The organism is Borreliella kurtenbachii (genome assembly GCF_030437945.2).
GTDB classification, from domain to species: domain Bacteria; phylum Spirochaetota; class Spirochaetia; order Borreliales; family Borreliaceae; genus Borreliella; species Borreliella carolinensis.
This window is the reverse complement of the sequence record NZ_CP124058.1, coordinates 372,122-395,146: the sequence shown is the minus strand read 5'-3', so window position 1 is coordinate 395,146 and position 23,025 is coordinate 372,122. Positions and strand designations below refer to the sequence as shown.

General features: G+C 29.5%; 21 protein-coding genes. 15 read left to right on the top strand and 6 right to left on the bottom strand.

Going from position 1 to position 23,025, the window contains the following annotated elements; translation table 11 throughout:
- Window positions 1-59 precede the first annotated feature (59 nt).
- The 8 genes from bmpD (at window position 60) to QIA22_RS02415 (ending at window position 8,740) form a co-directional block, all read left to right on the top strand.
- A complete protein-coding gene (bmpD, locus tag QIA22_RS02450; protein WP_301611577.1) occupies window positions 60-1,085 on the top strand; it encodes a nucleoside ABC transporter substrate-binding protein BmpD in 1,026 nt (341 codons plus the stop codon).
- Between the two features lie 302 nt (window positions 1,086-1,387).
- Window positions 1,388-2,449 (top strand): nucleoside ABC transporter substrate-binding protein BmpC, encoded by a 1,062-nt coding sequence (bmpC, locus tag QIA22_RS02445; protein WP_301611576.1) that lies wholly within the window; start codon window positions 1,388-1,390, stop codon window positions 2,447-2,449.
- Between the two features lie 41 nt (window positions 2,450-2,490).
- On the top strand, window positions 2,491-3,504 hold the full coding sequence (gene bmpA / locus QIA22_RS02440; RefSeq protein WP_301611575.1) for a nucleoside ABC transporter substrate-binding protein BmpA: 1,014 nt from the start codon (window positions 2,491-2,493) through the stop codon (window positions 3,502-3,504).
- 96 nt (window positions 3,505-3,600) lie between these two features.
- The gene (gene bmpB, locus QIA22_RS02435) at window positions 3,601-4,626 is read left to right on the top strand and encodes a nucleoside ABC transporter substrate-binding protein BmpB (RefSeq protein ID WP_301611574.1); all 1,026 of its coding nucleotides are present in this window, start codon (window positions 3,601-3,603) and stop codon (window positions 4,624-4,626) included.
- A 112-nt stretch (window positions 4,627-4,738) separates the two neighbouring features.
- Entirely contained in the window at window positions 4,739-6,163 is a 1,425-nt protein-coding gene (locus tag QIA22_RS02430) for an MGH1-like glycoside hydrolase domain-containing protein (protein ID WP_301611573.1), read from the top strand.
- Between the two features lie 53 nt (window positions 6,164-6,216).
- Window positions 6,217-7,581, top strand: a complete 1,365-nt coding sequence (gene mgtE / locus QIA22_RS02425; RefSeq protein ID WP_301611572.1) for a magnesium transporter — start codon at window positions 6,217-6,219, stop codon at window positions 7,579-7,581.
- Between the two features lie 50 nt (window positions 7,582-7,631).
- Complete coding sequence (locus tag QIA22_RS02420; RefSeq protein WP_301611571.1) at window positions 7,632-8,051, top strand: HIT family protein; 420 nt, start codon at window positions 7,632-7,634, stop codon at window positions 8,049-8,051.
- A 26-nt stretch (window positions 8,052-8,077) separates the two neighbouring features.
- The gene (locus QIA22_RS02415; protein ID WP_301611570.1) at window positions 8,078-8,740 is read left to right on the top strand and encodes a hypothetical protein; all 663 of its coding nucleotides are present in this window, start codon (window positions 8,078-8,080) and stop codon (window positions 8,738-8,740) included.
- 11 nt (window positions 8,741-8,751) lie between these two features.
- Here QIA22_RS02415 and QIA22_RS02410 read toward each other — a convergent pair whose 3' ends face one another.
- From QIA22_RS02410 to pdeB, 4 genes are read right to left on the bottom strand one after another with little or no spacing between them, the layout of a single operon-like run.
- The gene (locus QIA22_RS02410) at window positions 8,752-9,225 is read right to left on the bottom strand and encodes an S-ribosylhomocysteine lyase (RefSeq protein WP_301611569.1); all 474 of its coding nucleotides are present in this window, start codon (window positions 9,223-9,225) and stop codon (window positions 8,752-8,754) included.
- A complete protein-coding gene (gene metK / locus QIA22_RS02405) occupies window positions 9,222-10,400 on the bottom strand; it encodes a methionine adenosyltransferase (protein ID WP_301611568.1) in 1,179 nt (392 codons plus the stop codon). The genes QIA22_RS02410 and metK overlap by 4 nt, the downstream gene beginning before the upstream one ends.
- Window positions 10,397-11,110 (bottom strand): 5'-methylthioadenosine/adenosylhomocysteine nucleosidase, encoded by a 714-nt coding sequence (locus tag QIA22_RS02400; protein WP_301611567.1) that lies wholly within the window; start codon window positions 11,108-11,110, stop codon window positions 10,397-10,399. Before QIA22_RS02400 ends, metK begins: the two co-directional genes overlap by 4 nt.
- Window positions 11,111-11,132: 22 nt before the next feature.
- The gene (pdeB, locus tag QIA22_RS02395; RefSeq protein ID WP_301611566.1) at window positions 11,133-12,272 is read right to left on the bottom strand and encodes a cyclic di-GMP phosphodiesterase PdeB; all 1,140 of its coding nucleotides are present in this window, start codon (window positions 12,270-12,272) and stop codon (window positions 11,133-11,135) included.
- Window positions 12,273-12,396: 124 nt separating this feature from the next.
- Here pdeB and QIA22_RS02390 point away from each other — a divergent pair, with 124 nt between their 5' ends.
- From QIA22_RS02390 to QIA22_RS02365, 6 genes are read left to right on the top strand one after another with little or no spacing between them, the layout of a single operon-like run.
- Window positions 12,397-13,164 (top strand): hypothetical protein, encoded by a 768-nt coding sequence (locus QIA22_RS02390; protein WP_301611565.1) that lies wholly within the window; start codon window positions 12,397-12,399, stop codon window positions 13,162-13,164.
- A gap of 12 nt (window positions 13,165-13,176) precedes the next feature.
- Window positions 13,177-14,655 carry a glutamate--tRNA ligase gene (gene gltX, locus QIA22_RS02385; protein WP_301611564.1) on the top strand — a complete coding sequence of 493 codons (1,479 nt, stop codon included), beginning with the start codon at window positions 13,177-13,179 and terminating at the stop codon, window positions 14,653-14,655.
- 17 nt (window positions 14,656-14,672) lie between these two features.
- A complete protein-coding gene (locus QIA22_RS02380; protein ID WP_301611563.1) occupies window positions 14,673-16,010 on the top strand; it encodes a glycine--tRNA ligase in 1,338 nt (445 codons plus the stop codon).
- Window positions 16,007-17,224: a tyrosine--tRNA ligase gene (gene tyrS / locus QIA22_RS02375; protein WP_301611562.1), complete on the top strand. Its 1,218-nt coding sequence runs from the start codon at window positions 16,007-16,009 to the stop codon at window positions 17,222-17,224. Before QIA22_RS02380 ends, tyrS begins: the two co-directional genes overlap by 4 nt.
- A 10-nt stretch (window positions 17,225-17,234) precedes the next feature.
- Window positions 17,235-19,526: an AAA family ATPase gene (locus QIA22_RS02370; RefSeq protein ID WP_301611561.1), complete on the top strand. Its 2,292-nt coding sequence runs from the start codon at window positions 17,235-17,237 to the stop codon at window positions 19,524-19,526.
- 17 nt (window positions 19,527-19,543) lie between these two features.
- The gene (locus QIA22_RS02365; protein WP_301611560.1) at window positions 19,544-20,602 is read left to right on the top strand and encodes an NAD(P)H-dependent glycerol-3-phosphate dehydrogenase; all 1,059 of its coding nucleotides are present in this window, start codon (window positions 19,544-19,546) and stop codon (window positions 20,600-20,602) included.
- A gap of 24 nt (window positions 20,603-20,626) precedes the next feature.
- Here the strand turns inward: QIA22_RS02365 and QIA22_RS02360 are convergent, their stop codons facing one another.
- Window positions 20,627-20,902, bottom strand: coding sequence for a PTS sugar transporter subunit IIB (locus QIA22_RS02360; protein ID WP_301611559.1), 276 nt, complete (start codon window positions 20,900-20,902; stop codon window positions 20,627-20,629).
- A 7-nt stretch (window positions 20,903-20,909) separates the two neighbouring features.
- Entirely contained in the window at window positions 20,910-22,286 is a 1,377-nt protein-coding gene (locus QIA22_RS02355) for an aminopeptidase (protein WP_301611558.1), read from the bottom strand.
- A gap of 125 nt (window positions 22,287-22,411) precedes the next feature.
- On the opposite strand from QIA22_RS02355, the gene p22 reads away from it, so the two are divergent.
- Window positions 22,412-22,999, top strand: a complete 588-nt coding sequence (p22, locus tag QIA22_RS02350; protein WP_301611557.1) for a lipoprotein P22 — start codon at window positions 22,412-22,414, stop codon at window positions 22,997-22,999.
- The last annotated feature ends 26 nt before the right edge of the window (window positions 23,000-23,025 follow it).

Genomic DNA, 23,025 nt, shown 5'->3' with positions numbered 1-23,025 from the left:
CTGTGTATTATTAGAACTATTTTTTGTATTTTTTTATTAAAAGTAAGGAGGGTATTTTTGTGTTAAAAAAAGTTTATTATTTTATTATTTTTTTGCTTGTTGTTGCTTGTTCTGGCCCTGATGGCGGTAAGCCCGGGGCAAAAACAGTTTCGCTTATAGTTGATGGTGCTTTTGATGATAAAGGATTTAATGAAAGTTCTTCTAAGGCGATAAGAAAATTAAAGGCCGATTTAAATATAAATATAATTGAAAAAGCATCTACAAGCAATTCTTATTTAGGAGATATTGCAAACTTAGAAGATGGTAATTCAAATTTGATTTGGGGGATTGGATTTAAATTGTCAGACATTCTTTTGCAAAGGGCTAACGAGAATGTTTCTGTTAGTTATGCAATCATAGAAGGGGTTTATGATGAAGTTCAAATACCCAAAAATCTTCTTAATATTAATTTTAGATCCGAAGAGGTGGCTTTTTTAGCAGGATATTTAGCGTCAAAGGCTTCTAAAACGGGTAAGATCGGATTTGTTGGAGGAGTGAGGGGAAAAGTTTTAGAATCTTTTATGTATGGATATGAAGCTGGTGCTAAGTATGCAAATTCTAATATTAAAGTGATCTCTCAATACGTTGGCACATTTGGAGACTTTGGACTTGGTCGCTCAACAGCGTCTAATATGTATCGAGATGGGGTTGATATCATATTTGCAGCTGCAGGACTTTCTGGTATAGGAGTAATTGAGGCCGCAAAAGAATTGGGACCCGATCATTATATTATTGGAGTCGATCAGGATCAATCATATCTTGCTCCTAATAATGTTATTGTTTCTGCTGTAAAGAAAGTTGATTCATTGATGTATAGTTTAACAAAAGAGTATTTAGAAACTGGAGTTTTGGGTGGGGGCAAGACCATATTTTTTGGGCTTAAAGAAGATGGGCTTGGTTTGGTTTTAAATGAAAACTTAAAATCAAATTATTCTGAGATTTATAACAAATCATTGGAAATCGGGCAAAGTATAATGAATGGCATAATAAAAGCGCCTTATGACAAGGCATCTTATGATAATTTTGTTTTGCAAATGGAAAATTAACTCGATTTTTATGAGTTGGTTTGTGGAAAATCTTTTTATTCTTTAAAGATATTTTAGAGAGTTTTTAATTTAAATTAATTTTGCAAAAGGGTTTAAATTTGGATATTATGGTGATGTAGGAAAAATAATTTTTTCCTACTACCGTGTTTTTATTAATGCTAGAAGTATCTTTTTAAGTATCTTATTGAAATTTTTATTTTATAAATAAAGAATACTACTTGTTAGTAAAATAAAGTTAATATTTTAATTTTTAAAAAATTAAAAATTTTTTTTAAATAAATTTTGTAAGGAGAGGGTTAATTTTGTTTAAAAGGTTTATTTTTATTGCTTTATCTTTATTAGTATTTGCTTGTTTTAAATCTAATAAAAAGTCTATTAAATCTGAAAAAGTTGTTGTAGGTGTTTTAGCTAATGGTAGCTTTTATGATAAAGGTTATAATCAAAGTGTTCATAGCGGTGTTGTAAAGCTCAGAGATAATTTTGGAGTAAAACTTATAACTAAATCTTTAAGGCCTTACCCTATTGAGGGTAAAAGACTTCTTACTGTTAGTGAGGCAATGGCAGAGGATGCGTATGAGGTTCAAAAAAACCCTTTAAATCTTTTTTGGATGGTTGGATACGAATTTTCCGATTTGTCTGTTAGGCTTTCTTATGAACGTCCAGATATTTATTATGGTATTATAGATGCTTTTGATTATGGTGATATTCAAGTTCCTAAAAATTCCTTGGCCATTAAGTTTAGAAATGAAGAAGCTGCATTTTTGGCTGGGTATATTGCTGCTAAGATGAGCAGGAAAGAAAAGATTGGATTTTTAACAGGCCCTATTAGTGAATATTTAAATGATTTTAAGTTTGGTTTTAAGGCCGGAATTTTTTATGCTAATCCTAAATTAAAATTAGTTTCAAAAAAAGCGCCCTCTCTTTTTGATAAAGAGAAAGGCAAGGCAATGGCTCTATTCATGTATAAAGAGGACAAAGTAGGCGTTATTTTCCCAATAGCCGGTATATCTGGTCTTGGAGTTTATGATGCTGCTAAGGAGCTTGGACCTAAATATTATGTTATTGGCTTAAATCAAGATCAATCATATATTGCACCTCAAAATGTTATTACCTCAATACTTAAGGATATTGGCAAGGTTATTTATTCTATTTCATCAGAGTATATTAATAATGGAGTTTTTAAAGGTGGCATTGTTATTGATCGTGGCCTAAAGGAAGGAGTAATAGAAGTTGTTAAAGATCCTGATGTTTTAAATAATAGATTAGTTGATGAAGTTATTGATCTAGAAAATAAAATAATAAGTGGAGAAATTATTGTTCCTGATAGTGAATATGCATTTGATTTATTTAAATCAAAGTTATAAACTACTTAGGTATAGCTTTATTTGTAAAGGGGGAATAGTTTATGAATAAATTATTATTGTTGATTTTATTTGAAGGTATTATTTTTTTATCTTGTAGTGGTAAGGGTGGTCTTGAGAGTGAAACTTCTAAGGTATCTTTAATAATTGATGGAACTTTTGATGACAAATCTTTTAATGAGAGTGCTTTAAATGGTGCAAAAAAAGTTAAAGAGGAATTTAAGATTGAACTTGTTTTAAAAGAATCTTCAGCGAATTCTTATTTATCTGATCTTGAAGGGCTTAAGGATGCGGGTTCAGATTTAATTTGGCTTATTGGGTATAGATTTAGCGATGTGGCAAAGGCTGTTTCTCTTCAAAATTCCGATATGAAATATGCAATTATTGATCCTGTTTATTCTACTAATGATCCTATTCCTGCAAATTTAGTGGGTATGACCTTTAGAGCTCAAGAGGGTGCATTTTTAACAGGTTATATTGCTGCAAAAGTTTCTAAAACAGGTAAAATTGGATTTTTAGGGGGAATAGAGGGGGAGATAGTAAACGCTTTCAGGTATGGTTATGAGGCTGGTGCTAAGTATGCCAATAAAGATATAAAGATATCTACTCAGTATATTGGTAGTTTTGTTGACATTGAAGCTGGCAGAAGTATTGCAACTAAAATGTATTCCGATGAAATAGACATTATTCATCATGCTGCAGGCCTTGGAGGAATTGGGGCTATTGAGGTTGCAAAAGAACTTGGTTCTGGGCATTACATTATTGGAGTTGATGAGGATCAATCATATCTTGCTCCCAATAATGTTATAACATCTACAACCAAAGATGTTGGTAGATCTTTAAATATTTTTACATCTAACTATCTAAAAACTAATACTTTTGAAGGTGGCAAATTAATAAATTATGGCCTTAAAGAAGGGGTTGTAGGGTTTGTAAGAAATCCTAAGATGATTCCCTTTGAACTTGAAAAAGAAATTGATAGTCTTTCTAGCAAAATAATCAACAAAGAAATTATTGTTCCACATGATAAAGAAAGTTATGATAAATTTCTTAAATAATTTATTTGAATAAAAAATCGATTTATATGTTTTATTTTTAGGTATAAAAAACACATTGGTTTTGTTCGAATGATTGAAATGGAGAAATTTTTCTATATGAGGATTGCGATTTTTATATTAGGTATTTTATTGACTTCTTGCTTTAGTAGAAATGAAATAGAATCTGGTTCAAGAAAAATTAAGGTATCCATGTTGGTAGATGGTGTTCTTGATGACAAATCTTTTAATTCTAGTGCTAATGAGGCTTTATTGCACTTGAAAAAAGATTTTCCAGAAAGTATTGAAAAAGTTTTTTCTAGTGCTGTTTCTGGAGTTTATTCTAGTTATGTTTCAGATCTTGATAATTTAAAAACGAATGGTTCAGACCTGATTTGGCTTGTAGGATATAGACTTACAGACGCATCTTTATCGGTTTCATCAGAGAATCCAAAAATTAGCTATGGAATAATAGATCCTATTTATGGCGATGATGTTCAGATTCCCAAAAATTTGATTGCTGTTGTTTTTAGGGTGGAGGAAGGTGCTTTTTTGGCTGGCTATGTTGCAGCTAAAAAAAGCTTTTCTGGCAAAATAGGTTTTATAGGGGGAGTTAAGGGTAGCATAGTAGATGCATTTCGCTATGGTTATGAAGCTGGTGCTAAGTATGCTAATAAAAATATAGAGATTATGAGTGAATATTCCAATTCTTTTTCCGATGTTGATATTGGTAGAGTCATAGCTAATAAAATGTATTCAAAAGGAATAGACGTAATTCATTTTGCAGCTGGTTTAGCAGGACTTGGCGTTATTGAGGCGGCAAAGAAACTTGGCGATGGTTACTATGTTATTGGAGCTGATCAAGACCAGTCACATCTTGCTCCTAAAAATTTTATTACTTCTGTTATAAAAAACGTTGGTGATGCATTATATTTGATTACTAGCGAATATATTAAAAATAATAATGTTTGGGAAGGTGGAAAAGTTATTCAAATGGGATTAAGAGATGGTATTGTTGGTTTATCTAATGCGAATGAATTTGAATACATAAAAGTTCTTGAGAGAAAAATAATCGATAAAGAGATTATTGTTCCTTGTAATCAGGAAGGATATGAAATTTTTATAAAACAAATATTAAAGTTATAGACTTTTTAGATAGAAAGATTTTAATTTTCCAGTTTTTAATTTTTTTAATTATGTTATATTTATTGTGTTATAATAATATAACTACATTTCTATTGTTTTAGAGGATTTAGCATTGAATAAAAAAATGTTTCCCAAAATTTACTATTATGATCAAGACTTTATTGATATTTATAATAAAAGTCTATCTTGGATTCAAGATAAGGTTATTTTACATAAAGTTACAGATAAGGGTAAAAAAGATAAAAATTATTATTCGGAAAATTGCGATTATATAGATCAGATGCAAGCTTGTATGTCAAGCTTTTTTCTTGTCTATAGTAATGGGGAATATTCATCTACATCTGCAATTGATAAATTTTATCAATTGCAGGAAGAATCTGGTGCAATCAGAGCTAGATATGACAACAACAATGCTATTATTGATCTTGATGAGAATGAAGAGAACATTGGATTTCCTATTTTTGCGTGGGCTGAATATAACTTATATCATAAAACAGGAAATAAAAAGAGAATTTCTGAAGTTTTGCCAATTCTTGATAAGTATTATAAATGGATAGAGAGCAAATTTTTAAAGGAAAATGGTCTTTATTCAATTGATGTAAATAAAATTTTTTATAAAAATTCTCCAAGAGTAGATGCATACTACCCTGTAGATTTTAATTCATTACAAGTTCATAATGCATATTGTATTTCTAAATTAGCAGACATTTTAAATGATAAAAATTTATCACTTGAATACAAAAAGCGATTTTTTTCCCTTAAGGTCAAAATTAATTCTTTAATGTGGAGCGAAAAAGATGGATTTTATTATGATCTTGATGTTAATGAAAATATTCTTGGAATTAAGACAATAGTGGGGTTTTTCCCAATGCTTTCCGAGATTCCCAGTGAGGACAGAATAGAAAGAATGATTTTTTATTTAAAAAGTACTAAACATTTTGGAACTCCAAATCCTTTTCCAACACTTTCTGTTAGTGAACCAGGTTTTAGTGAGGATGGCAATGGATATTATGGGTCGGTTTATACTTATATGAATTTTTTTGTGATCAAAGGCCTTGAATATTGTGGTCGTGCAAATATTGCAAGAGAATTTACTATAAGACATTTGTATTATATATTAGACACTTTAATGCCTTTTAATAAGATTAAAGGGCACATTTGGGAAGCTTATAAACCCATGCAAGAAGGACCTGCATATTTTGATTCTAATAAAAAAACTTATACTGAGAAAGGTCTTATTTGTTATCTTGCTCTTTTTAGTATTAGTTTGATGATAGAAAATATTATTGGACTTACAATTAGCTTGCCCGATAAAACTGTATATTGGAACATACCCACTCTTGAGATTATGGGGATAGAAAGCTTATCTCTTAAAAAGAATCAAACTACAATAATTTGTAATAAGGGAAAAAGAGGTTGGGAAATAAAAATGGAATCTGAGAAACTTTATTATTTTACAATAAATATATTAAATAAAAAAGAAAAAACCCTTCCTATTCCTTCAGGAAGATGTTCTATGTTGTTGGATAAGCTTTGATGAATTAGATTCATTAAATGTCTTGTAAAATTTAAATTTTTGGGGGCCTTTTAATGATAGATATTGATGAATTGAGAATTTTTCTTAAAGAGAAGAGTTATTCTAAAATTAAAGAAAAATTTTTAAAGCATGATTCCTTTGATATTGCTGAGGCGCTTAAAAAACTTAATGGAACTGAATTGATTTTGCTCTACAGATTTTTGCCCAAAAAAATAGCAGTTGAAACTTTTTCTAATTTTGACCAATCTACAAAAAATAAATTAGCAAATTCTTTTACCAATAAAGAAATAAGTGAAATGATTGATGAGTTGAATCTTGATGATGTTATTGACCTTTTAGAAGAAGTTCCCGCAAATGTTGTTCAGAGATTTTTAGCAAGTTCTACAGAAGAGAATAGAGAAATTATTAATAAATTTTTGTCTTACAGTGATGATTCTGCCGGCTCGATTGTAACGATTGAGTATGTTGAGCTTAAAGAAGATTTCACAGTTGGCAGAGCTCTTGATTATATTAGAAGGGTAGCTAAAACCAAAGAAGATATTTACACTTATTATATTACAGATGATGAAAAGCATTTAAAAGGAGTTATAAAAATTGAAGATTTAATATTGGCTAAAGATGATGTTATTCTTTCATCAATAATGAGAAGTAGTGGGTTTTATATTGTGGGGGTTAATGATGAAAAAGAAGATGTTGCACTTCTTTTTCAAAAACATGATATTACCAGTGTTCCTGTTGTTGATAATGAGGGGAGAATGATAGGGGTTATTATTATCGATGACATTTTAGAAGTTATTCAATCTGTAAATACCGAAGATTTTCAAATGATTGCGGCTGTTAAACCTTTAGATACATCTTATCTTGATACTTCTATTTTAGTTATGACAAAAAATAGGATAATTTGGCTTTTAGTTCTTATGGTTTCTTCTACTTTTACAGCTACAATCATTTCAAATTATCAAAATTTAATGTTGTCTTTAGTGGTTTTAGCCAGTTTTATTCCTCTTTTAATGGATACTTCAGGCAATGCCGGATCTCAGGCATCTGCTTTAATAATTCGTGAGCTTGCTCTTGGTACTGTTAAGGTAAAAGATTTTTTTAAAGTGTTTTTAAAGGAGATATGTGTTAGTATTTTAGTGGGAGCAATTCTTGCTGGTGTTAATTTTTTAAGAATTGTATTTTTTGTAGCTCCACACCATTCTGATAGGTTAAAAATAGCTTTTGTAGTTTCATCTTGCTTGATGGTAAGTTTGACAGTAGCAAAGATATTGGGAGGTCTTTTGCCCATTGTTGCTAAAATTTTGAAGTTGGATCCAGCACTTATGGCAGGCCCTTTAATCACTACGATTGCAGATGCTATTACTTTAATAGCTTATTTTAATATAGCAAAATGGGTTTTAGTTAGTTATGCTGCTTAAATTTCATTTAAATATGTTGATTGTTATTTTTTTATAATAGGATATTTTTAATGTATAATTGTATTTTTTGCAAAATAGTAAACAAAGAGCTTCCTAGTTATAAAGTTTATGAGGACGATTTGGTTTTAGCATTTTTAGACATTAATCCTTTAACTGTTGGGCATACTCTTGTTATTCCCAAAGAACATAGTGAGAATTTATTGAACATGGATGATAAATTTAGCGAGAGAATTTTAAAAGTATGTAAAAAAATTTCAAATGCTTTAAAGATAATAAATTCAAGTATTTATGGTGGAATAAATATCTATTCTGCTTTGGGGGCTGGTGCGGGGCAAGAAGTTTTTCATACTCATTTTCATGTAATTCCAAGATTTAAAAATGATGGTTTTGGTTTTAAGAGAGGCAATAAACTTAGTCTTGAAGTTGAAAAATTTAAAGAGTTGTCTATTCAAATAAGTATGAATATTTAATTTTATTTTGCCAAAAAGTATGCTTTATGAGAAGAAACTTTTTATTCTTTTTTGTTTTTATGCTTAATACATTAAGAATTTATTCAGGAATTCCTGGTTATCTTAATGTATACAGTGGAATTGGGGTTGGTGTTGATAATTTTACTCAAGATTTATTCTTTTATGAAAGGCTTAAGTATCAATTTTTCAGTGGAGTTGGGGTTAATGTTTCTCAAAATTTAGCATTTGGTGGAGAATTTAATTTAGATATTAAATTTTTACCAAACCATACTCCTTACACCGATGAGATTATATTTATGTTGAATGATCAAGCATATTTGAGGCATTCTATAAATTATTTCATAATAAAAGATGTTACATTCTCATTGAGAATGTATGGTAATTATTTCTTTTTACCCTATACCCCAATGTTTAGTTTAATCTTTTTTACAGGTTTAAAATTTTTATACATTGGTGCAAAAATTTGTTTTATAGATTCAAGTAATTGGACATTGCTGGATAATTTTGTTTTGGGAGTAGACATTGGAGCTAGAATTAATATAGATTTTATTTTTTTGGAATATACAGTCTCTCCAATTTTTTACAACAAACCTTTACTTTTAAATCAAATGCATAAAATAACATTAGGCTTTATTTTTCAGTATGATTTAGCAACAAAGAATGAAAGCGAAATACTTTCTATTTTATAAATTTTATGATCTTAAGGATATTTTAAATTTTCTTCTTTGATATTGTTTAATATTTGCAAGTATTTAGAAGATTCATATTTAGCCATATCAAGGTTGTGTTCCTTGTAATTTCCGCATTCCTTATCGCTTGCGCCCGGAATAGGCTCTGAAAAATTTACGATTTCGGAAAAAAGCCATGATACTAGGTCAGTAAGATCTTTGCTTTCATAGTCTCCAAAAATTATTAAGTAAAAACCAGTTCTGCATCCCATAGGACCAAAATATACTATTTTTTCGGCCCAAACTTCATTGTTTCTAAGCAAAGTGGCTCCTATGTGCTCTATTGTGTGTATTGCTGCGTTTTCAATTATCGGTTCGATGTTGGGAGCTTTGATTCTAATATCTATTGTAGTAAATATTACATTTTCAAAAGTGTCTTTTCTTGAGACATATATTCCAGGGTTTAGTTTTGTGTGATCTATTGTAAAGCTTGTTATTTTTTTCATTTTTTTAGTACTGTTTGTATTTTTTTTACAAAATCTAATTTTTCCCATTCAAATTCATTTTTTCCAAAATGACCATAAGTGCAAGTTTTAAGATATATGGGTTGTTTTAATTTTAATTTTTTAATTATACCGCTGGGAGTTAAATCGAAGTTGTTAACAATAAAATTTAATATTTTGTTTGCATATTGGGGATCAGTTATCCCTTCGGTTATTTGAATAGATATTGGATTTTCAATTCCAATTGCATATGCGAGCTGTAGTTCAAATTCTTTAGAAATTCCGGCTGCCACCATATTTTTTGCAATATATCTTGCCATGTAGGCAGCTGATCTGTCTACTTTTGTGGCATCTTTTCCGCTGTATGCTCCTCCTCCGTGTCTTGCAAATCCCCCATAGCTATCGGCAATAATTTTTCTTCCTGTAAGACCGGTGTCTCCAGTAGGCCCTCCAATTACAAAATTTCCGGAAGGATTAATGCAATACACAGTATTTTCATCAAGCATTGATTTGTCTTGAATGGTGGGCTTGATAATTTCTTCAATTATTGTTTGTCGTATTAGTTCTTGGGAGATGTTTGGATGGTGTTGATGAGAGACTATAATATTTTTTATTTTTATAGGGTTTCTGTTTTTATCGTATTCGATAGTAACTTGAGATTTTGAGTCAGGCCTTAACCATTTTATTGCTCCTGATTTTCTAAGACTGCTAGCTTTTTTTAGAATTGAATTGGCAAGTTCATAAGGAGCTGGTAAAAAATTTTTTGTTTCATCGCAGGCATATCCAAATATTATTCCCTGATCACCTGCTCCAAGGGTATTGGATCCTTTTTTTTCAATTGCGTTTACAATGTCACGCGATTGATTACCAACAGCGTCTATTACTGTTATTGTTTTGTAATCAAGCCCATAATCAATATTTGTATAGCCTATATCTTTGATGATGTTCTTAGCAATTTCTTTTATATCTATGTTTTTTTTAACAGGACTATTTATTTCTCCTGCTATTACTACTAAATTTTGTGCAATTATGACCTCGCAAGCTACTTTTGCATTTTTATCTTCTTTTAGCATTTCATCAAGGATGGCATCAGAGATTTGATCTGCAATTTTATCTGGATGTCCTTCAGATACAGCCTCAGAAGTTAAAGTTTGGTTAGCTGCTATTATTTTATTCATATTAGCCTAATAAGTTCCTTTATCATTTTGCTTGAATTTATTGATGATGTTTTTAAAAATTTATTAAAGTCTATATGGTTGTCTTTATTTTTTGGTAAATCAGAAATTGAACGAATGATTATGAATGGTATTTTAAATATGTGCGCTACTTGAGCTATTGCAGCTCCTTCCATATCTACAGCTAAAGCATCTTTGAAATTTTTTTTAATTGTTTCAAGATTTTTTTCATTGTCAACAAATCGATCTCCTGTTAGTATTAAGCCAATGTGGGTATCAATGTTTAAAAGTTTGTTGTCATTAATATTGACTACTTTTTTCACTAATTCTTCATCTGCTTTAAACTTTTGTGGCAAATTGGGGACTTGCCCTATTTTGTGTCCAAACTTGGTTAAGTCAAAGTCATAGTATGCTGTTTCTGAGGATACTATAATATCTGATATTTTAAGGTTAGAGTTTTCTTTTATTCCCCCAGAACTTCCAGAGTTTATTATATGAGTGATTTTATATTTAGAGATAATTTGACTGCTCCAAATTGCTGCGTTAACTTTGCCAATTCCTGTAGTTAAAGAGATTACATCTTTCCCTAAAATTTTTCCTTTATAAATTTTTTTATTTTCTAAGTAGTCGTTTAGTACAATTTCTTCTTTGTTATCAAGTATTTTATTTATTTCTTCTGATTCTTCTTGCATAGCTGATATTATCAAAATCATATTTTTTCTCCTTTTAAATGTTTTATATAATATCTATTAAAGAATATTTATTTTTAATTAGCTCTATTTCATTTTGATTGAGTATTTTTTTTATTCCTGTGTTTGTGTTTGGTATAGATTGAACACTATGGTGTTCATTTTTGTTTACAACTTTTCCATTTTTTATTATATGGTTTATGTATGGGAGATTTGGGTTAGAATCATCTATATCTACTATTTTGGCTATAGAATTGTCATTAAGCTCTACAATAAAGTCTAAAGGACAAGAAGATATTGCATTGATTATTAACTTCAAAACTCTTTTATCAAATTTTTTGTCAGCATCTTGAATTAATTCAATAATAGATGCCCCAGAATTAAAAGATTTTTTATATGCCTTATCTAAAATGATGGCAGAATAGGCGCTAGCAGCGCCTATTATATTTGATTCTATACTGATGTTTTCACTTGTTAATCCTTTAGGGTAACCAGTTCCGTCTAGATTTTCTTTATGTGTTAGAAGTGTCAAACATATTGATCGTGACAAATTGCTTGTTGAAGCTATTTTATAGCTTATTATGGGATATTTTTTTATTATTTCTAGTTCTTCGTTAGTTAATGCTTCTTTTTTTTCGCTAATTTTTGTTGGAATGAATAAAAATCCTATTTTGTGTAAAAGGGCAATACTGCAAAGTTCTACTGTTTTATAGTTATTTAGTCCCATTTCATTGCCAAGGGCTACTGTTAGGATAGCTGTATTTACTGAATGAATAATGTGATAGTTTGCAGAAAGCTTGGGAATTCTAAAATATTTGATAAAAATTTTTTTTTGTTTTTTGTAAAACTCTATTACTTTTTTTACAGTAGGCATAATGTCTTGGTAATATATTTTTTTATTTCTTTTGCAATTTTCGTAGATTTCTTCTAAATTGCTTATTATTACATGATAACTAGAAATAGCCTCTTCGTTGAATTTTTTGTGTATTTCTTCATATTCTCTTTTAACAGAATCATCACTGAAAAAATTTTTTCTCTCTTTAATGTATGACTTTAAATTCCATTTTTCAATAAGCTCAATGTTTTTGTCTCCAATAAATGCATTCTCAGGCCAAACTAAGAATTCTTTGTCTATTAAATATGATGAATTTTTTATATTTTTGATAATGCTTTCAAAATTTTGCATTTATTCCCTTGAAATTAAGCCCTATTAACCATGTATACCATATTATTTATTAATTGTCCATCTATTAGTATAATGTATTTATTATATCTCAATTTTTGAATTAAGCTTTTTTGAAGAGATTTTTATGGTAGAGAAAATACGCTTAGGTTTTAATATTATTTTTCTTGGATTATTTATTTATTTTCTGGCAATTTTAAGATTTCAAATGAAATTAAGCTTCATTTTGTTTAATTACCAATTTATTGTGATTTATTTTTTATTGGTGATTGTTTTTAATGTTATTTATTCCCAATATTTTTTTTCAAGATTGTATTTTATTTTAAATGGGATGGAAGATACATTTACTTTTTTAAAGCTTAAAATGGTTCGTAAAAAGCTTAAAAGTGTTTTTGAAATATCTATTCTTCTTAGATTTATTTTAATAAAACAAGATAAAAAAAGTCTTGATGAGCTTTATTTTTATTTAAAAGACACCAGATTAAGGCATAAGACAATAATAGAGCTTTATTCTGTTCTTATTAGCTTTAGAGAAAAAGAAAAGGCTTTTAGTTTAATTTTAAATTACAAGTGCAGTAGGAATAAGTGGGTGAAATATTGTGAGGCTCTTAGTATGTTATCATTTGAAGAGTATTCAAAGCTAAAAGAGTTGGTAAATTTTTTAGATAAGTTCTTTTTGAAAAATGATATTTTTACTATTTATTTCTATTATTTATTGCGCAAATCAAAAGCATCTTTTGATTTGCTTGAAAGCAAAAAAATTGAGATTAGAAATCGATATTATAAATTTAAAAACAGGATAGATTCTAAACATACAAAACTACTTGGTTCAAATTTATTTTTTGTTGTTTTTTATTATATTTATGATTTTTCTAAAAAAGATGTTTTTTATTAAAGGAGTTGCGTTTTGAGTATAAGGGTTCGTTATGCACCTTCTCCAACGGGTTTGCAACATATTGGTGGGATTAGAACAGCTTTGTTTAATTATTTTTTTGCAAAGTCTTGTGGAGGTAAATTTTTACTTAGGATTGAGGATACAGATCAGAATAGGTATTCTCCAGAAGCTGAAAATGATCTTTATTCAAGTCTTGAATGGCTTGGTATTTCTTTTGATGAAGGTCCTGTTGTAGGAGGTGATTATGCACCTTATGTTCAGTCTCAAAGAAGTGAGATATATAAGCAATATGCTAAATATTTAATTGAATCTGGGCATGCTTATTATTGCTATTGCAGTCCTGAAAGGCTTGAAAGGATTAAGAAAATTCAAAATATTAATAAGATGCCCCCTGGATATGATAGGCATTGTAGAAATTTAAGTAGTGACGAAATTGAGAATGCGCTAATTAAAAAAATCAAACCCGTTGTTAGATTTAAAATTCCTTTAGAAGGAGATACGAGTTTTGATGATATTTTGCTTGGAAGAATTACATGGGCAAATAAAGACATTAGTCCTGATCCTGTAATTCTCAAGTCAGATGGATTGCCGACTTATCATCTTGCTAATGTAGTTGATGATTATTTAATGAAAATTACCCATGTATTAAGGGCTCAAGAATGGGTTTCTTCAGGCCCGTTGCACGTGCTTCTTTATAAGGCTTTTAAATGGAAGCCGCCTATTTATTGTCATCTTTCAATGGTTATGGGAAATGATGGTCAAAAATTAAGCAAAAGACATGGATCAACAGCTTTAAAACAGTTTATTGAAGATGGGTATCTTCCAGAAGCTATTATTAATTATGTTACTTTGCTTGGTTGGTCTTATGATGATAAGAGGGAATTTTTTTCAAAAAATGATCTTGAGCAATTTTTTTCAATTGAGAAGATCAATAAATCTCCTGCGATTTTTGATTATCATAAGTTGGATTTTTTCAATAGCTACTATATTAGAGAAAAAAAAGATGAAGATTTGTTTAATCTTTTGCTTCCTTTTTTTCAAAAAAAAGGGTATGTTGCTAATCCTAGTACTTTAAAAGATAATCAAAAATTAAAGTTATTAATTCCTCTTATAAAGAGTAGAATTAAAAAATTAAGTGATGCTTTAAATATGACTAAATTTTTTTATGAAGACATTAAATCTTGGAATTTAGATGAATTTTTAAGCAGAAAAAAAACAGCCAAAGAGGTTTGTTCTATTTTAGAATTAATAAAGCCTATTTTAGAAGGATTTGAAAAAAGATCGTCAGAAGAGAATGATAAAATTTTTTATGATTTTGCCGAGAGTAATGGTTTTAAATTGGGAGAAATTCTTCTTCCTATTAGAATTGCGGCGCTTGGCAGCAAAGTCTCTCCGCCGCTTTTTGATTCTTTAAAGTTGATAGGTAGGGTTAAAGTTTTTGAAAGAATAAAATTAGCACAGGAATTTTTAAGAATAAATATAAATGAATAGCTATTAAGGATATTTTTATGGTTAGAATGGAAGATATTATTTCTCTTGCTAAAAGAAAAGGGTTTGTATTTCAGTCTTCAGAGGTTTACGGAGGCCTTTCAGGAGCTTGGGACTATGGTCCTTTGGGAGTTGAACTTAAAAAAAATATAAAGAGAGAGTGGTGGAAGAGCATGGTGTATTTGCATGAAAACATTGTAGGTTTAGATAGTGCTATTTTTATGCGTCCTGAAATTTGGAGAGCATCTGGGCATGTTGATGGTTTTTCGGATTCTATGGTTGATTGCAAAGATTGTAAAAGTAGATTTAGAGCCGATTTTATTGATTTGTCAAAAAATTGTCCAAATTGCAAAGCTGGGAATAATTTTACATCTCCAAGAAGTTTTAATTTAATGTTTAAGACTCATATTGGAGCATTGGAGGATGGTTCTAGTGAAGTTTATTTAAGACCTGAAACAGCGCAAGGAATTTTTGTTAATTTTAGAAATGTTTTGGATTCTTCAAGGCTTAAGATTCCTTTTGGAATTGCTCAGGTAGGTAAAGCGTTTAGAAATGAGATAGTTACTAAAAATTTTATATTTAGAACTTGTGAGTTTGAGCAAATGGAAATGCAGTTTTTTGTTCATCCCAAGCAAATAGACGAGTGGTTTTGTTATTGGCAGCAAAATAGAATGAATTTTTTTATAGAAACTCTTAAAATTAGGCCTGATAGATTAAGATTTAAGGCTCATGATTCAACTCAGCTTGCTCATTATGCAAAAGCCGCATTTGATATTGAGTATGAATTTCCCTTTGGATTTCAGGAAGTGGAAGGTATTCATAATAGGGGTAATTATGATTTAACTCAGCACGCTAAATTTTCTAACAAGCCCAAAATATTTGAGTATCATGATTTGTTAACAAAAGAGAAATATGTGCCTTATGTTATTGAAACTTCTGCCGGTCTTACAAGGTCTGTTTTAATGACTCTTTGTGATGCTTATTCTGAGGAAGAGCTCTCAGATGGAGACAAGCGTATTGTTTTGCGCTTACACCCCAAGTTGGCTCCTTACAAAATTGCTATATTTCCTCTTGTTAAAAAAGTTGAGCTTATTGAGGTTGCTAGAAGGATTTATATGGAGCTTTGCGATGATTTTCATATATTTTACGATGATGGTGGAACAATCGGTAAAAGGTACAGACGTCAAGATGAAATAGGAACTCCTTATTGTGTAACAATAGACTATGATACTCTTGAGGATGAGAGAGTTACTGTTAGAGAAAGAAATAGTATGACCCAGAAGAGAATTTTTATTAATGATTTATATTCATACATTAAGACAGAGATTTTAAATTACAAAGAGGATTTTAATAAATGAATCTTGCTTTAAGTCTTTTACATAAACGCGGATTTTTAAAGCAATGTACATCTTTAAAAGTTTTAAGTGATTTAATGGATAGAGAAAAAATAGTTTTTTATGTAGGAGTTGATGCAACAGCCAGTTCTCTTCATATTGGCCATTTGATTCCCTTTTTAGCAATGATGCATCTTAGACAACATGGTCACATACCAATTGTTTTGATTGGAGATTCTACAGCAAAAATAGGCGATCCTTCTGGAAAAAGCGAGATGAGAAAGATTTTATCTTCAGAAGAGATTAGCAATAATGCCTTGTTGATAAAAAATCAACTTCAAAGAATAACCAAGTTTACTTCAGAATGCTTTATTTATAATTCAAATTGGCTAGATAATCTCAATTATATTGAATTTTTAAGAGATATTGGCATGCATTTTTCTGTCAATCGTATGTTAAGCTTTGAAACTTATAAAAGAAGGCTTGATTTTGGACTTTCATTTATTGAGTTTAATTATCAACTTTTACAGTCTTATGATTATTATATGCTTAATAAAATTAAAAATTGTCGACTTCAAATTGGTGGGGATGATCAATGGGGGAATATTATCTCAGGGGTTGACTTAATTAGAAAAAAAATTGGATCAGAAGCTTTTGGGCTTACGTTTCCATTAATTACAAGAAGTGATGGAAAAAAGATGGGTAAATCAGAAAAAGGTGCTGTTTATCTTGATTCCAATCTTTACAGTATTTATGATTTTTATCAGTACTTTAGAAATACTTCAGATTCTGATGTAAAAACTTTTTTGTATCTTTTTACTTTTTTACAAGAAGATGAGATTGAATTAATTTCAAATTTTAAGGGGAATTCTTTAAATAAAGCCAAAGAGATTTTAGCTTTTGAGATAACTAAAATTGTTCACGGAGAATCGGAAGCTTTGAAAGTTCAAGAGGCAGCTTTTGCTGCATTTAGGGGAAGTGGAGATAGAAGCAATATTCCATTTTTTAAATTTAGCTTTTCTAATTTGGAAGAAGAGGTATTGTTAGTTGATTTAATGATAAATTCAAAAATTGTGCCTAGCAAATCAGAAGGCAGAAGATTGATTGATTCTGGAGGTGTTTATATTAATGGCAAAAGGATAGAAAATCAGAATCATCTTCTTGCTAAAAAGGATTTTAACAACAATGAAGTTGAATTAAGAGTAGGTAAAAAAAAATTTTTACGAATTGTTTTATAGTTGATTTTGGATGTATGATAGAAGAGCTTTAAATTGTGTATTTTTTAACACTTTTTTGTTTTTCATGGAATCTAAGCATCTTGTGTTTACAGAAGAGCACATTTTTTATGGGCTTATTAAAAACGATAAAGTTAAAGAACTACTTAGTTTATGTGCAATTGACTTTTATAAGCTTAATAAACAACTAGAAGAATTTTTTAGTAAACTTCCCTTAAGAGTCAATTATATCCCAGACTATGTTTCTAGTATGGATTATTTGTATGAAGATATAATTAGTGTTCTTTTTTTTTATAAAAAACCTTATAAAATACAAGAAAAAGATTTACTATGGGTGCTTGTCAAAAAAAGAAAAAATAGCATTTTAGATGCGCTGATTAGCTCAGGGTTTAATTTAACTATTTTTGACAAACTTATTGAAGTTCATGATTATTTAGCTTTAAATACTAAATCTGCCTCAGGCGACAGTGAATTAATTGCAGAATATATTCATAGTAATGCGCCAGGAAAGAAAGGAGACTTTCATATTTTTGATGATAAGCGTGATAAGTTGGATCAAAATAATATTTTCTTAGAAAGTAAAGATTCTATTGGCAATTTTTTGACAAACGTTATTGATACTTTGGATTTAAAATACAATCCTTTAATTGGTAGAAATCGAGAATTATTTCGGTTAATCCAGGTGATACTTAGAAAGCACAAAAGTAATCCTATTTTATTTGGAGAACCTGGTGTTGGAAAAACAGTATTAATCCAAGGTCTTGCATATAAGATAAAAACAGAGAATGTTCCAAAGGATTTAATAGGATATGAAATCTATTCTCTTGATATTGGCAGGCTTATTTCAGGCACTAAATATAGGGGGGATCTTGAGAGTAGGGTGAATAGGGTTTTAGATTTTTTAAACTCAAGAAAAAAAGTTATGCTTTTTATTGATGAAATCCATATGATAGTAGGGGCAGGGGCTACTTCATTTGGTAGTATGGATATTTCCAATTTGTTGAAGCCCATTCTTACTTTAGGGAAAATTAAATTTATTGGAGCTACTACAGAATATGAATATAGAAAATTTTTTTTAAAAGATAAGGCTTTAATGAGAAGGTTTCAGAGTATAGAGCTTAAAGAGCCTAATTTTGAAGACGCTTATAATATTTTGCAGGAGATTAAAAAAGATTATGAGAAATATCATAATGTGGAATATACAGATGAGGCAATACGGACTTGCATTCTCATGTCTCAAAAATATATTAAAGATAGATTTCTCCCAGACAAAGCTTTTGATATTTTAGATGAATTGGGTTCTAAGTTTAAGCTTGAAAGCATAAAAAGGATTATAACAAAAGAAGATGTTTGTGATCTGATTAAATCTATTGTTGGTGCTAATATTTTTAATTTTGAAGAGTATGATAGTGAATTGTTAATTAATTTAGAAAATAGAATAAAAAAAGAACTTATTATGCATGATAACTTGATATTTGATTTGATATTAAATATTAAATTATTAAAATTCAATTTGCTTGCCAACAGAAGTACTATTGGTATATTTGCCTTTATTGGTGCTTCTGGATCAGGAAAATGCAAGCTGACAGATATTTTGTCACAAGAGTTTAGAATTCCAAAGTTTAGTCTTAACATGGGTGAGTATAGTGATTTTAATTCTCTTGATAGATTGATTGGGCCTGTTTTAAGCAATGAAGGGTATTATGAATCTACTAGATTTTTTAAATTTTTAAACAAATCTTCTAATTCTATTATTTTCCTATCAGATTTTGACAAATGTGATAAAAGGGTTTTTGATTTTTTTTTGGAAGGGTTTAAAACAGGCAAGCTTTTTGATGGTCTTGGGAAAAGTGTGAGTTTATCAGAAAGTTTAATAGTAATAAGTGTCAATGCTGAAAGTAAGGAGCTTAATAGTATTGGCTTTAAAAATAAAATGGTGGGGGAAAATGATTTTAATTTTATATTAGAGAAGAGATTTTCTAATAAGTTTTTAGAGTTAATAGATCATGTGTTTGTATTTAAATCTATTGATGAGTTAGATTTTGAAAAAATCATTTTTAATGAACTTGATTGTTTTGCAAGGATACTAAGAGATAGAAAATTCGATGTTTTTTTTGAAAAAAGCGTTGTTGATTATATTCGAGCAAAGATTTATGGGAAGAGTTACAGTTTAAAAAGTGTTAGAAAATTTATATTCAAAGAGTTAGGAAAGCTTTTAATAGATGAAATTCTTTTTAAGAAAATTGAAAATTCTGGTAAAATAAAAATCTATTTAGATGAAACAATAAAATATGAGTTTTTATAAGGTTATAGGGAGTATTTATGAAAATATCAGTAATAGGAGCAGGTGCTTGGGGAACAGCTATTGCAAAGTCTTTGTCAGATAAATTTGAATTTAATATTTTTTTATGGGCTTTTGAAGAAGATGTTAAGAATAGCATTAATAATGATAATGTTAATGCCAAATATTTAAAGGGGATTAAATTGCCAAAAAATTTAGTTGCAAGTTCAGATTTGTTTGAAGTTGTAACAATGTCTGATTATATTTTCATTGCAACGCCCTCTCTTTTTACTGTTGATATTTTAAAAAAATTGGATCAATTTTTACATTCTTTAAAGATAAAGCCAAAGCTAGCAATACTTACAAAAGGATTTATTACTTTTGATGGTAAAACTCAGACAGTTGTTGAAGCTGCCGAGAGAGTTATGAGAGGATATAAAGACGAAATTACTTATATTGTTGGTCCAAGTCATGCTGAGGAAGTTGGGCTTGGCGTGATAACAGGGCTTGTTGCGGCTAGCAATGATAGAGAAAATGCATATTTGTTTATTAATTTATTTAGTAAAACCCCAATTTCTTTATTTTATAGCAACGATGTTTTTGGGGTGCAAATAGCAGCAGCTTTAAAAAATGTGTTTGCGATTGCATTTGGAATTTTGGATGCTTATAAATTGAATTATCCTAATTTAATAGGTAGCAATACAGAATCATTTTTATTTTCAATATCCTTAAATAATATAAAGGACATTGCAATTGAGCTTGGGGGAAGAAATATTGAAACGTTTTTATTTTTGTCTGGTTCTGGCGATTTAGATGTTACTTGTAGAAGCATGTTTGGGAGAAATAGACGATTTGGCAATGAAATTGTGAGCAAAAATATTTTAGAAAACTTTTTTAGTATAGATGATTTGATAAGCAATATTGAAAAAATTGGATATTTGCCAGAAGGAGTTTTGGCTGCGAAATCAATTTTTTCCTTTTTTAAACAATTAAATCGTGATCTCAATTCTAATAGTTTGTTAAGCGTTATATACAAAATTTTGAATAAAGAGCTGGAGCCCAAATCTGTTATTGAGTATATGAGAGATGCTAGACAATAAAATAAAGCCTCTGTAGAGGCTTTATTATTTTTGATCATTCATCATATATAAAATTTTATTATAAACATCTTCGATTATTTCAAAATTCATTACAACTTCTGTAAGTTCATTAGATTTGATAGTTCCTATTATGTTGTCATTTTTTGTTAAATCGTCTCTTTTTACTAAAGAATTGCTGTCTACTAAAATTTTTATTCTTGTTAGATCTTTTTGTATATTTTTAATATTTTTAATTCCTCCAAAGCATTCTACAATATGCTCTGCTACTTTGATTTTATTTGTTTTTTCTAAATCTACCATAGCAATTTTATTCCTTGTAGAAGGCTTTATATGCTAAGTAAGCATTGTATAAATCAAATTTAGAAGTTATTTCCATTGGAGAATGCATACTTATAACGGCAGGTCCCATATCTATTGTTCTTATTCCATAGCTAGCTAAGAATTTAGCAACAGTTCCGCCGCCGCCTTCTTCTACTTTTCCAAGTGTTGCTACTTGCCAGGCTATATTGTTTTTATTTAATAATTGCCTAATATAAGAAACAAGCTCAGCATCAGCATCGCTGGCCATACTTTTTCCGCCATGTCCTGTGTATTTCATTATGGGTATTCCATAGCCAAGTTGGGGAGCATTTTGTTCGTCATGAACTGAGCTAAATAGCGGGTTTATTGCTGCGCAAACATCAGCAGAAATGCTTTTTGAATTCCACAAAGCTTTTTGTACGTGAAGATTGCTGTATTCTGATTTTTTAATTTTAAAGATCATATCAGAAACAAAATATTCAAGATATCTTGAGTCTAGTCCGGTTGAACCTGTTGAACCAATTTCTTCTTTATCTACAAGAAAGCAAATGGCTGTTTTGTTTGGAATCTCTTCAAGATTAAATATGGATTCTAGCGAAGTGTAAACGCATATTTTGTCGTCTTGTCCGTAAGCACCAATTAAAGCTTTGTCAAATCCAACGTCTTTTGCTGTTCCTGCAGGCACTATTTCAATTTCTGATGATACGAAATCTTCTTCTTCTATTTTGTATTTTTCTTTTATTAGTTGCAAAGTTGCCATTTTGACTTTATCTTTTTCTTTTGTTTCGATTGGCAGGCTTCCAATTAAAATTTTTAGATTTTCACCCTCAACAATTTCGTCTGATTTTTTATTTCTTTGTATTTTTCTATCAAGATGAGGTAAAATGTCGGGAATTATAAATACAGGATCGTTTTCATTGTCACCAATATTGATTTCAATCTTTTCTCCATTTTTTAAAAATACCACGCCTCTTATTGAAAGGGGTGTAGATAACCATTGGTATTTTTTTATTCCCCCATAATAGTTGGTTTTAAGAAATGTAAGTTCGTTTTCTTCAGAGATTGGTGAAGGTTTTGCATCAAGTCTTGGTGAATCTGTGTGAGAAACAATGAAATTCATTCCATTTTCAATAGGATTTTTACCAATAATAGCAAAAGCAACAGATTTTTCTCTACAGGTATAAAAAATTTTGTCGCCGGGCATTAAATTTTGTTTCTCCTCAGCGTTTACAAATCCCAATTTTTTTGCTTTATCTAAGGCATAGGCTGTAACTTCTCTTTCTGTTTTAAATTTACTTATAAATTTTTTGTAACTTTCAGAAAAATTGAAAATTTGATTTTTTTCTTCTTCATTTAAACGTATCCATGGATTTTGTTTTTTCATATTAATAAGACCTCCTGTTTCATTTTAACATTTTAATTGTTTTTAAAGTGTGTACAAAATAAATTATTTATTGTAAACTTACTTTTAATTTTAATATGATTAATAAATTATGAGGGAGAATTTTTATGTATAAAAATGGTTTTTTGAAAAACTATTTGCTATTGTTTTTCTTTTTTTTAATAATTGCTTGTGCTTCAAAAGACAGCTCAAATGAATATGTTGAGGAGCAAGAAGAAGCAGATAAATCTTCTAAGCTTGATGATTCTAAAATAGATGAACATACTATTGGGCATGTTTTTCATGCTATGGGAGTAGTTCATTCAAAAAAAGATCGAAAAAGTTTGGGAGAAAATATAAAGGTTTTTTATTTTTCTGAAGAAGATGGACACCTCCAAACAATACCTTCAAAAGAGGGTGCAAAGTTAATAGTTTATTTTTATGACAATATTTATGCAGGAGAAGCTCCAATTAATATCTCTGGAAAAGAAGCGTTTATTTTTGTTGGGATTACCTCTGACTTTAAAAAGATTATAAATAGTAATTTACATGGTGCTCGAAGTGATCTTGTTGGCACCTTTAAAGATCTTAATATTAAAGATTCAAAATTGGAAATTACAGTTGATGAGAATAATTTAGATGCCAAGACTTTCCTTGAATCTGTTAATTATATTATCGAAGGTGTTGAAAAAATTTCACCTATGCTAACGAATTAATTTATATTTTTAATTTTTTAGGCTTT

Coding starts and splice junctions, on each gene's coding strand:
- bmpA (WP_301611575.1), top strand. CDS start 2,491: ATGAATAAATTATTATTGTTGATTTTATTTGAAGGTATTATTTTTTTA.
- bmpB (WP_301611574.1), top strand. CDS start 3,601: ATGAGGATTGCGATTTTTATATTAGGTATTTTATTGACTTCTTGCTTT.
- mgtE (WP_301611572.1), top strand. CDS start 6,217: ATGATAGATATTGATGAATTGAGAATTTTTCTTAAAGAGAAGAGTTAT.
- QIA22_RS02420 (WP_301611571.1), top strand. CDS start 7,632: ATGTATAATTGTATTTTTTGCAAAATAGTAAACAAAGAGCTTCCTAGT.
- QIA22_RS02415 (WP_301611570.1), top strand. CDS start 8,078: ATGAGAAGAAACTTTTTATTCTTTTTTGTTTTTATGCTTAATACATTA.
- QIA22_RS02410 (WP_301611569.1), bottom strand. CDS start 9,225: ATGAAAAAAATAACAAGCTTTACAATAGATCACACAAAACTAAACCCT.
- metK (WP_301611568.1), bottom strand. CDS start 10,400: ATGAATAAAATAATAGCAGCTAACCAAACTTTAACTTCTGAGGCTGTA.
- QIA22_RS02400 (WP_301611567.1), bottom strand. CDS start 11,110: ATGATTTTGATAATATCAGCTATGCAAGAAGAATCAGAAGAAATAAAT.
- pdeB (WP_301611566.1), bottom strand. CDS start 12,272: ATGCAAAATTTTGAAAGCATTATCAAAAATATAAAAAATTCATCATAT.
- QIA22_RS02390 (WP_301611565.1), top strand. CDS start 12,397: ATGGTAGAGAAAATACGCTTAGGTTTTAATATTATTTTTCTTGGATTA.
- QIA22_RS02380 (WP_301611563.1), top strand. CDS start 14,673: ATGGTTAGAATGGAAGATATTATTTCTCTTGCTAAAAGAAAAGGGTTT.
- tyrS (WP_301611562.1), top strand. CDS start 16,007: ATGAATCTTGCTTTAAGTCTTTTACATAAACGCGGATTTTTAAAGCAA.
- QIA22_RS02370 (WP_301611561.1), top strand. CDS start 17,235: ATGTATGATAGAAGAGCTTTAAATTGTGTATTTTTTAACACTTTTTTG.
- QIA22_RS02365 (WP_301611560.1), top strand. CDS start 19,544: ATGAAAATATCAGTAATAGGAGCAGGTGCTTGGGGAACAGCTATTGCA.
- QIA22_RS02360 (WP_301611559.1), bottom strand. CDS start 20,902: ATGGTAGATTTAGAAAAAACAAATAAAATCAAAGTAGCAGAGCATATT.
- QIA22_RS02355 (WP_301611558.1), bottom strand. CDS start 22,286: ATGAAAAAACAAAATCCATGGATACGTTTAAATGAAGAAGAAAAAAAT.
- p22 (WP_301611557.1), top strand. CDS start 22,412: ATGTATAAAAATGGTTTTTTGAAAAACTATTTGCTATTGTTTTTCTTT.